Below are 6512 nucleotides of genomic sequence, written 5' to 3' on the forward strand. Positions count from 1 at the left end.
TCCTCGTTTCCGGACGGCAATATCGTGCAAACGGGGGCGGACCGGGTCAACTCGCGGGACGGATATCGTCCCGCCCGACTGTCTCAATTCCGGGACGCGCGCCTTCGGGCGCAATCCCCAGCCGGCCCATCCGCCGGTAAAGCGTGGCCCGTCCGACGCCCAGCGCGCGGGCGGCGGCGGTGACGTTGCCCTCGGCGCGGGCAAGCGCGCGGATCACGGCGGCGCGCTCGGCGCGGTCGAACCCGCCCTCGCCGCCCCCCGCCTCGGCCAGCAGGTCCGACAGCGGGCGCGGCTTCAGCGGGCCGGTCTTCGGCAGACCCAGCGCCCGGCGGGCGGCGCGGGTCGCGCCGATGGCGAGGTCGTCGCGGTCCACGGCAACCAGCGCCTCGGTCCCCTCGCCCGCCACGACGATGCGGGCGCCCGGAAAGGCCGCGCGGAACCAGGCAGCCTCGATGGCGCGGGCGGACTGGCCGACCATGGCGGCGATCAGGGCGTTGATCCCCTCGGTCGCGTCGGCCCGGGCGCTGGAGACATCCAGCGCCGCGATGATCTGCCCCTCGGGTCCGTGGATCGGCGCGTCGATGCAGCTCATCGCGATGTTCGAGGACAGGAAATGCTGGTCGCGGTGGATGATGACGCCGCGCCCTTCCGCAAGGCAGGTGCCGACGCCATTAGTGCCCTGCGCGGCCTCGGACCAGTCGGCGCCGGGGGCGAGCGCCCAGGCATCGAAGATTGCCGCGTCGGCGACCTGAGCGCGGCGATCCAGCAGGATGCCATCCGCGTCCGTCAGCAGGACCGCGCAGCCCGAGCCGCTGACGAGGCGGTAAAGCTCGTCCACCGGTTGGGCCGCGACCGACAGGAAGGCGCCCATGGCCTCGCGCCGGGCGGCGAGTTCCGCCGCCGTCAGCCGTTGCGCCCGGACCGGGGCGGCGGGGTCCAGCCCATGGCGCAGGGCGGACCGCCGCCAGCTTGCCGTCAGCGGCGTCAGGTCGTTGGACGCGCAGGTCCGCTCGATCACGCGGTCGGCGTGATGGCGTGTCTCCATGATTCGGCCTCTCCCTGCACCGGATTATAGGCGCGAGGGGTGACGATGGGTCAGGAAAATCCTTAGGCGGCGATGCGGCGGCGGGTCAGGGTCAGCGCCGTGACCATGGCGAACAGCGCCACCGCCGCGCAGACGATGGTGGGGCCGGTGGGCGTGTCCAGCCGGAAGGCCGCGCCGAGGCCCAGCAGCCCGGCACCCGAGCCGATCAGGACCGTGATGGCCACCATCGCCTCGGGGGAACGCGCCAGGGGACGGGCGGCGGCGGCGGGGATGATCAGCATGGCGCTGACGAGCAGCGCGCCGACGATGCGGATGCCGGCCGCGACGACCAGGGCAAGGGCGATGTTCAACACCCATTGCTCGGCCCGCGGGCGGATGCCGTCCGCCACCGCCATCTCGGGCGACAGCGTGGACAAAAGCAGCGCCGGCCAGCGCCAGGCGATCAGCGCCGCAACCAGCGCAGCACCTCCCCAGATCAGGGCCAGGTCGGCCCATGTCACCGACAGGATATCGCCGAACAGATAGGCCGACAGGTCCGTCCTCACCCCCTGGACAAAGCTGACCGCGACCATGCCCGCGGCCAGCGCCCCATGCGACAGGACGCCCAGCATCGCGTCCACCGACTGCCGCCCGGCCAGTCCCGCGACCACCGCCGCCATGACCAAGGCGACCACGATCACCGCAGGGAACAGCGGCAGGGCGAAGGCCAGCGACAGCGCGACCCCCAGCAGCGCGGCATGAGCCGTGGCGTCGCCGTAATAGGCCATGCGCCGCCAGACGACGAAGCAGCCCAGGGGCGCGCAGGCGAAAGCCAGCCCGACCGCCCCCAGACCCGCGCGCAGCATGAAATCGTCCAGCATCAGGCGGCATCCTCGTGGCCGTGGGCGCAGGGCTGGCCATCGTCGTGGCTGTGGGTGTGGTGGTGACGATAAAGCGCCAGCGCCCCTGCTCCGCCCCCGAACAGGCCCAGATAGGCGGGCGAAATCGAGACGGTCTCGGGCGTTCCCTCGCAGCAGATATGGCCGTTCAGGCAGATCACGTGGTCCGAGGCCCGCATCACCACCTGCAAATCATGGCTGACCATCAGCACCGCGCAGCCGGTGTCCCGGTTCACCTGCTCGATCCGTTCGTAGAAGGCGGCGACGCCGGGCTGGTCCAGCCCCGCCGTGCCTTCGTCGAGGATCAGCAGGTCCGGCCGGTTCAGCAGCGCACGCGCCAGCAGCAGCCGTTGCATCTGCCCGCCCGACAGCCCGGCGAGCGGGCGGGCCTGAAGCCCCGCCAGCCCGGCGCGGTCCAGCGCCCCGGCGATGGCGGGCGGATCGCGCCGATGCGGCAGGTTCATGAAGCGCCCCACGGTCATCGGCATGGTCGGGTCGATCGCCAGCCGCTGCGGCACATAGCTGAGCCGCAGGCCCGGCGCCCGCGCCAGCCTGCCTGCATCGGGCCTCACCGCGCCGATGATCACCCGCATCAGGGTGGTCTTGCCGGACCCGTTCGGGCCGACGACCGTCACGATCTCGCCCCGCCGGATGGTCAGGTCGATGCCCGTCAGGACCGCCTGGCCGCCCATCGCGACCGAGACGCCCGCCAGCGCCACCAGAGGCTCGCCGCCGCCGGTCACGCGGCCGTCCGGCAGGCGGCGCAAAGCCCCTCGGCCTCGCGCACGGCAGTCTCGATGGCGAAGCCCGCGCCTTCGGCCGCGCTTTCAAGCTGGCCCTGCGCGGGTTCGGCCGAAGCCTCGATCACCCGGTGACACTGGCGGCAGATCAGGAAGGCGGGAACATGGCCCTCGCCGCCTTTCGTGCAGGCGACAAAGGCGTTCAGCGTCTCGATCCGGTGGACGAAGCCCGCGCGGCGCAGGAAGTCCAGCGCGCGGTAGGCGACCGGCGGCTGGCTGCCCAAGCCCTCGGCCCGCAAACGGTCGAGGATCTCATAGGCGCCCAGCGCCCGATGCCCTTCCAGCAGGATTTCCAGCACGCGGCGGCGCACCGGCGTCATCTGCAGGCCTTCCTCGGCACAGGCGGAATCGACATGGGCCATCGCCTTGGCAATGCAGCGGTCATGGTCGTGCATGGCGCCCCTCACGATTATTGACGGCGGAAACGTTATACTATAACTCGCCGGAATGTTCCAGACCGGAGTGGAAGATCATGCCACGATCCCTGCTTTTCGCGGCACTGACCGCCGTCCTCGCCGTCCCGGCCTGGGCCGAGCCGCCGAAGGTCGTGGCCGACATCGCCGCCGTCCATTCGCTGGTGTCGCAGGTGATGGCAGGGGTGGGACAGCCCGACCTGCTGATCCCGCCGGGCGGCTCGCCCCATTTCTACGCGCTGAAGCCCTCGGACGCGAAAAAGCTGCGCGAGGCCGATGTCATCATCAAGATCGGGCCGCAGCTTTCGCCCTGGATGGACCGGCCCCTGACCTCGCTGGCCGGATCGGCCAAGCGGCTGCGGCTGCTGGAACAGCCCGATACGATCACCCTGCCCATGCGGACCGGCGCCACCTTCGAGCCGCATGACCATGGCGACGAGGACCATGGGCACGATCACCACCACGATCATGCGGCAGGCGGCCCCATCGACTCCCACGCCTGGCTCGACCCCGAAAACGGCAAGATCTGGCTGGGGGTGATCGCCGAGGCGCTGGCCGGGGCCGACCCGGACAACGCGGCCCGCTACCACGCCAATGCCGCGGCGGGCGTCGCGCAGATCGACGCGGCGGTCGAGGATACGCGCACCATCGTCGCCCCCCTGCAGGACCTGCGCTTCATCGTCTTCCACGACGCCTACCAGTATTTCGAACACCGCTTCGGCCTGACGGCGGTGGGCGCCATCGCGCTCAGCGATGCCTCGCCCCCCGGCCCCGCCCGCATCGCCGAGCTGCGCGACCGGGTGGCCGATCTGGACGTCACCTGCGCCCTGACCGAGCCGCAGTTCGACCCCGACCTTCTGGAGACGGTGTTCCGGGGGCGCGGCGTGAAGACCGCCGTCGTGGACCCGGCAGGGGATTCGATTGCGCTCGGGCCGGGGATGTATCCCGAACTGATCCGCTCGGTCGGAAAGGCACTGGCGGCCTGCCGCTAGGCGAGATCGAGGAAGCGGGCCACGGCCGGACGCAGGGTCACGGCGCCCGCCGCGCGCTCGGCGTCGATCAGCGCCCTCAGTGCGGCCAGGTCGGTGCGGCGCAGCAGCGCCTTGACCGGCCCGATCGAGGCCGGGCGCATCGACAGCACCCGCAATCCCAGCGCCGCCAGGGTTGCGGCCTCGGCCGGCCGGCCGGCATCCTCGCCGCAGAAGCTCAGCGGCACGTCCAGCGCGGCGCAGCGGTCCACGATCATCTGGATCAGGTTCAGGAAGGGCACCGACAGGGTGTCATAGCGCTTGCGCACCCGCTCGTTTTCCCGGTCGGCGGCGAAGAAGAACTGCTTGAGGTCGTTGCCGCCGATGGAAATGAAATCGCAGGCGCGGAAGAAATGCTCGGGCGCGAAGGCCAGCGACGGGGTTTCCAGCATCGCGCCGACGCGGACGCTGGTGGGCGGCGCATGGCCCAGCGCCGCCTCGCGGTCCAGTTGCGCCATCAGCATGGCGCGGCCCTCGAAATATTCGTCGCAATCCGCGACAAAGGGGAACATGACGTGCAGGTCGCGCCCCTCGGCGGCACGGATCAGCGCCTGCAACTGCATCTGCAGCACGCCGCGCTTTTCCAGCCCAACGCGGATCGCGCGCCAGCCCATCGCGGGGTTCGGCTCGTCGATGCGCTTCATGTAGGGCAGCACCTTGTCCGAGCCGATGTCCAACGTGCGGAAGATCACCGGCTTGCTGCGGGCGTTGTCCATGACGCGGCGATACAAAGCCGCAAGCTCGCTGCGGCGGGGCACGCGGGTGCGGATCAGGAACTGCAGTTCCGTGCGGAAGAGACCCACCCCCTCGGCGCCCGAGCCTTCCAGGCTGGGCAGGTCGGCCATCAGCCCGGCGTTCATCAGCAGCTTGACGGTCGTGCCGCACAGCGCCTGCGCGGGCAGGTCGCGCAGGCCCGCATAACTTTTCTGCGCCTCGGTCTGCATCGCGATCTTGTCGCGGAAGGCGGCGGCGACGGTATCCTCGGGGCGCAGGTGGACGAGGCCGCTGTCGCCATCCACAAGGATCGGGTCGCCGTTCAGCGCCTCGGCGGTGATGCGCCCAGCATGGATCACCAGCGGGATCGCCAGCGCTCGGGCCACGATCACGGCATGGCTTCCGACCGAGCCTTCCTCAAGCACGACGCCGCGCAAGCTGCGGCCGTACTCCAGCAGCTCGGCCGGGCCGATGTTGCGTGCGACAAGGATCGGATTGGCGGGCATGGGGATGCCGTTGTCGCGCCCCTGCCCGGTCAGGATCCGCAGAAGCCGGTTCGACAGGTCGTCTAGGTCGTGCAGCCGGTCGCGCAGATAGGGGTCCGTCGTGCTTTCCAGCTTGGCGCGGGCGTGGGACTGTTCCTTTTCCACCGCCGCCTCGGCCGACAGCCCCAGATCGATGTCCTCCTCCATCCGCCTGAGCCAGCTTCGCGAGCGGGCGAACATCCTGTAGGCTTCCAGCACCCCCTCGCCGTCGCCGCCAGTCAGGTCGGCGTTGTTGACCATCTCGTCCACGGTCTGGCGCAGCATGGCCACCGCCTCGGTCAGCCGCGCGCGTTCCTTTTCGGGGTCGTCGCCGACGGGGTTGGTGATGACGACGCGCGGCTCGTGCAGCCAGACCTGTCCCTCGGCCGCGCCTTCCTGCCCGGTGGCGCCGCGGAAGACGACGGGCAAGCGATGGGCCGAAAGCTGCGCGTCGTTGCCGAGGAAGGCGCCCAGTTCGGCCATCTCGGCCAGCACCATCGCCACGACTTCCAGCCCGTAGATCTCGTCCTCGGAATATTCCCGCGCCTCGCGGGACTGGACGACCAGCACCCCCAACCGCTCGCCCACGCGCTGGATCGGCACCCCCAGGAACGAGGGGAAGACCTCCTCGCCGGTTTCGGGCATGTAGCGGAAACCATGCTCGGAGGGCGCATCGGCGGTGTTGACCGGCCGCCCGGTGCGGGCCACCCGGCCCACCAGTCCTTCGTTCAGGCGCAGCCGCGTCTTGTGGACGGCCTGCCGCCGCAGCCCTTCGGTGGCGCAAAGCTCAAGCGTGTCGGTATCACAGAACAGGTAGATCGAACACACCTGCGTCCGCATCGAATCGGCGATGTGGTGGGTGATGCTGTCCAGCCGCGCCTGCCCGTCGCCGGGGGCGGCCAGCGTGTCACGCAGCCGCCTGAGCAGCTTGCGCGATTCGCTTTCCGTCCGCTCGGGCATGGGTGGCGCGTCCCTTTCCGCGATCACGAGCGGGCCGTGACCGGCGCGCGTCAATCAGGCTTTTTCCAGATCGAAGGCATCATGCAGCGCCTGCACGGCCAGTTCCATATACTTGCGGTCGATCAGCACCGAAATCTTGATCTCGCTGGT

Annotated in this window: 6 protein-coding genes; 1 reads left to right on the forward strand and 5 read right to left on the reverse strand. The window is 70.3% G+C overall.

Features of this window, described 5'->3' with window-relative positions; genetic code table 11:
• Window positions 1–46: 46 nt before the first annotated feature.
• The 4 genes from Q4F04_RS14185 to Q4F04_RS14200 all read right to left on the reverse strand — a co-directional run bounded on the left by Q4F04_RS14185 (window position 47) and on the right by Q4F04_RS14200 (window position 3118).
• Window positions 47–1045 carry a GAF domain-containing protein gene (locus Q4F04_RS14185; RefSeq protein WP_303370455.1) on the reverse strand — a complete coding sequence of 333 codons (999 nt, stop codon included), beginning with the start codon at window positions 1043–1045 and terminating at the stop codon, window positions 47–49.
• Window positions 1046–1107: 62 nt separating this feature from the next.
• Window positions 1108–1905: a metal ABC transporter permease gene (locus Q4F04_RS14190; protein ID WP_303370456.1), complete on the reverse strand. Its 798-nt coding sequence runs from the start codon at window positions 1903–1905 to the stop codon at window positions 1108–1110.
• Entirely contained in the window at window positions 1905–2615 is a 711-nt protein-coding gene (locus Q4F04_RS14195) for a metal ABC transporter ATP-binding protein (RefSeq protein ID WP_303370460.1), read from the reverse strand. The genes Q4F04_RS14190 and Q4F04_RS14195 overlap by 1 nt, the downstream gene beginning before the upstream one ends.
• Window positions 2616–2662: 47 nt before the next feature.
• The gene (locus tag Q4F04_RS14200; RefSeq protein WP_303370457.1) at window positions 2663–3118 is read right to left on the reverse strand and encodes a Fur family transcriptional regulator; all 456 of its coding nucleotides are present in this window, start codon (window positions 3116–3118) and stop codon (window positions 2663–2665) included.
• Window positions 3119–3195: 77 nt separating this feature from the next.
• Between Q4F04_RS14200 and Q4F04_RS14205 the strand changes: the two genes are divergently transcribed.
• Complete coding sequence (locus tag Q4F04_RS14205; protein WP_303370458.1) at window positions 3196–4128, forward strand: zinc ABC transporter substrate-binding protein; 933 nt, start codon at window positions 3196–3198, stop codon at window positions 4126–4128.
• Here the strand turns inward: Q4F04_RS14205 and ptsP are convergent.
• On the reverse strand, window positions 4125–6362 hold the full coding sequence (gene ptsP, locus Q4F04_RS14210; protein WP_303370459.1) for a phosphoenolpyruvate--protein phosphotransferase: 2238 nt from the start codon (window positions 6360–6362) through the stop codon (window positions 4125–4127). The two genes, Q4F04_RS14205 and ptsP, sit on opposite strands and share 4 nt — an antisense overlap.
• Between the last annotated feature and the right edge of the window lie 150 nt (window positions 6363–6512).

It is taken from the genome of Paracoccus sp. (in: a-proteobacteria) (assembly GCF_030536915.1).
Lineage (GTDB): Bacteria > Pseudomonadota > Alphaproteobacteria > Rhodobacterales > Rhodobacteraceae > Paracoccus.